This is a genomic window from Rhodococcus sp. CX (assembly GCF_015865005.1).
In the GTDB taxonomy this organism is placed as follows: Bacteria; Actinomycetota; Actinomycetes; order Mycobacteriales; family Mycobacteriaceae; genus Rhodococcus.
Genome location: NZ_JADZGH010000068.1, coordinates 27863 through 31256 on the forward strand (window position 1 = coordinate 27863; position 3394 = coordinate 31256).

Annotated in this window: 3 protein-coding genes; all 3 read right to left on the reverse strand. The window is 69.2% G+C overall.

The features are described 5' to 3' along the window. Positions 1-151: 151 nt before the first annotated feature. Entirely contained in the window at positions 152-1012 is an 861-nt protein-coding gene (locus I0Q12_RS07150) for an ABC transporter permease (protein ID WP_197251271.1), read from the reverse strand. Further along, on the reverse strand, positions 1009-1773 hold the full coding sequence (locus I0Q12_RS07155; protein WP_197251272.1) for an ABC transporter permease: 765 nt from the start codon (positions 1771-1773) through the stop codon (positions 1009-1011). Before I0Q12_RS07155 ends, I0Q12_RS07150 begins: the two co-directional genes overlap by 4 nt. Positions 1774-1874: 101 nt before the next feature. Continuing rightward, positions 1875-3394, reverse strand: a 1520-nt coding sequence (locus tag I0Q12_RS07160) for a long-chain-fatty-acid--CoA ligase (protein ID WP_197251273.1), incomplete at its 5' end; no start/stop codon positions are given.

Below are 3394 nucleotides of genomic sequence, written 5' to 3' on the forward strand. Positions count from 1 at the left end.
AGGACGAGCCCGGCCCGGCCGGTCTCCACGGTCACGGTGACACCGGAAGCGAAGCCGCCCCGGTACGACTGGTGGACGAGCGCGAGGATGCCCACCGCGACCAGGAGGATCGCGGCGACGGCGATGCGGGGCAGGTGGGTGCGCATCGCGCTCACCCCGCCAGATGCAGCTGGCGGCTGCTGCCGTAGAGGGCCAGCGAGATCAACAGGGTCACCGTCACCACCGCGATCAGGGAGAGCCGCACCGCGCGGCCGGTCGCGACGCCGACACCGGACGGACCGCCCTGCGCGGTGTAGCCGTAGTAGCTGTGCACGAGCATGACGATCACCGCCATCACGATCGCCTGACCGAAGGACCACAGCACGTCCGCCGGACGCAGGAACGTCGCGAAATAGTGGTCGTAGACGCCGGGGGACTGGCCGAGAATCGTGACGGTCGCGATGCGGCTGGACAGGAACGCCGCGAGCACCGACAGGGAGTACAGCGGGAGGATGGCGATGAGTCCGGCCAGGATCCGGGTGCCGACGAGATAGGGGACCGACCGGATCGCCATCACCTCGAGCGCGTCGATCTCCTCGCTGATGCGCATGGCGCCGAGCTGGGCGGTGGTGCCGGCGCCGATGGTCGCCGCGAGACCGACACCGGCGACGACGGGCGCGACGACCCGCACGTTGACGTACGCCGACAGGAACCCGGTGAGCGCCTCGACGCCGATGTTCCCGAGCGAGGTGAAGCCCTGCACGGCGACGGTGGCACCGGCGAACAGCGTGAGGAAACCCATGATCGCGACGCTGCCGCCGATCATCGCGAGAAGTCCTGTGCCCAGACCGATCTCGGTGACGACCCGGAACGTCTCGGTGCGGTAGTGGCGGGCGGCCTTCGCCGTGGACAGCAATGCGCCGACGCAGAACACGATCTGCTCGCCGATCGTGTCGATCGCGCGGACGAGACCGCGCCCGGCCCGGCTCGCCGTGTGGGCGGCCCGTCCGTGGCGGAGGCTGATCAGGCTCATCGGTCGGTCACCGCGATTCCGATCGAGGTGAGCAGCATGTTCGCGAGGAACAGGGCGACGAACGCGAACACGACGGTTTCGTTGACGGCCTCGCCGACGCTCTTGGGGCCGCCGGAGACCGACAGGCCCCGGTGGCACGCGATCAACCCGGCGAGCAGGCCGAACACGGCGGCCTTGATCTCGGAGAGCAGCAGCTCGCCGGGGCCGACGAGGAGCGTGACCCCGGCGGCGTACGCACCCGGGTCGACGTTCTGGAGCAGAACCGAGAAGAAGAACCCACCGATCAGGCCGATCGCGCAGACCGCGCCGTTGAGGGTCGCGGCGACCGCGGTCGACGCGAGAGCACGCGGCACGACGAGACGGGACACCGGGTCGATGCCGAGCACTTCGAGTGCGGCGATCTCCTCGCGGATCGTGCGCGAACCGAGGTCGGCGGCGATCGCGGTGGCACCCGCGCCCGCGACCACCAGCACCGTGACGAGCGGGCCGATCTGGGTGACCGCGCCGAGTCCCGCTCCGGCGCCGGACATGTCGCTCGCGCCGATCTCCACCAGCAGGGAGTTGAGGGTGAAGACCACGAGCACGGTGAACGGGATCGACATGAGGATCGTCGGGACGAGCGAGACGCGCGCGACGAACCAGAACTGGTTCGTGAATTCCCGCCACTGGAACGGGCCCCGGAACACTCCGGTCAGTGCGTCGAGCGACAGCGAGTAGAAGCTACCCAGGGCATGGGCGGCATCGCGCGGTGTCGATCCCATTCGCTCCTCCGCTTCCCCCACGGAACACGCAGCGCGTGCATATCGCCTGAACATACCCGAGGGTATGTAAGGCGGGCAAGGGGTCGCGGAAGTCCGTGTACCTAACCGGTGGTGGCGGTGTCCGATTCGAGTGATTCCGCCAGTTCCTCTGTCAGGAGCCTGAATTCGTTCTCACCGCGCTCGCGTACCCACACCGGATCGGCACAGTGCCAGCGCTCGGCGCTCAGCGATCGGGTGAGCACCTTGAACGTCGCGGTGCGCGGGAAGTCGGTGCAGACGCGGATCAGCGTCGGCACCTGCTTGGGGCCCAGATCGGGCTGGGAATCGAGGAACCGTGCGAACGCGACCGGGTCGAACGCGTTGTCCGCGGACGGGATCACCGCGGTCATCACCCGGTCGCCCACATACCGGTCGGGCACCGCGTAGACGGCGACCTGAGCGAACCCTTTGTAGCGCAGCAACACCCGTTCGATGGGGGCCGCGCCGATGTTCTCGCCGTCCACCCGCAGCCAGCCCGAACTGCGGCCCGCGAAGTACACGAACCCGTCGGCGTCGCGGAACCCGAGGTCGCCGCTGTAGTAGCGACCGTCCCTGACCCGTTCGGCGTCGGCCTCGGGATTCTTGTAGTACCCGGCGAACTGACCGGCACCGCGGACGTTGACCAGTTCGCCGGTGGCCTCGTCGGCGTTGACGATCCGGCCGCGGGAGTCGAACTCGGCCGGAGGGCAAGGCTTCCCGGTCTCCGGATGCAGGATGTGGATGTCCTCGGGCAGTCGGCCGAGCGACCCGGCCGGAGCACCCGGCGTCGCGGGAATCGACACCCCGCCCTCGGTGGAACCGAAGCCGTCGACGACGACCGCGTCGAACCGGCGTCGGAACTCGGCGATCGCGGGCGCGGTGCCCTCGTTGCCGTACATGATGCGCAGTGGGTTGTCGGAATCGTGTGGCGTCTCGGGCGTTGCCACGATGTAGGAGAGCGGCTTGCCCACGTAGTTGGCGTAGGTGACACCGAACTTCCGCAGGTCGGGCAGGAACCCGGACGCGGAGAAACGCCGGCGCAGGGCCACCGCGCACCCGCCGGCCAGCGCGACGGCCCAGCCCGCCATGATGGCGTTCGAGTGGAACAACGGCATCGACAGGTACACCACGTCCTCGGCGCCGAGTCCGAACCGCTGCGCGAGCATCCGGCCCGGTGCCGCGACCTTCGCGTGCGTGCACCGCACGGCCTTCGGGTCGCCGCTCGTGCCGGACGTGAAGATCAGCATGAACAGGTCGTCGGGTGTGACCTCGGCGACCTCGTGGACCCAATCTCGGTGTGGTTCCAGGAGTTCGGCCCAGTCCGGTGAATCGACGTCGATCACCCGGACGTCGCCGAGATCGAGGCCGTCGAGCAGGCCGGCGTGTGCGCGTTCGGTGAACACCACCTGGCAGTCGGCCAGCGCGATGTCGCGGGCGAGGGCATCGCCGCGACGGGTCGTGTTCAGGCCGACCACGACGGACCCGGAGAACGCGGCAGCGCCGAGCAGCAGCGAGAACTCCGGGACGTTGTCCATGAGGATCCCGAAGTGCCGCGGCCGGTCCGGATCGAGCAGGGCGCGCAGCAGCGCGGCCCTGTCGTGGC

What these genes read in the sequence shown, in the direction of transcription:
- I0Q12_RS07150 (WP_197251271.1), bottom strand. Translation starts at nt 1,012, where the DNA reads ATGAGCCTGATCAGCCTCCGCCACGGACGGGCCGCCCACACGGCGAGC.
- I0Q12_RS07155 (WP_197251272.1), bottom strand. Translation starts at nt 1,773, where the DNA reads ATGGGATCGACACCGCGCGATGCCGCCCATGCCCTGGGTAGCTTCTAC.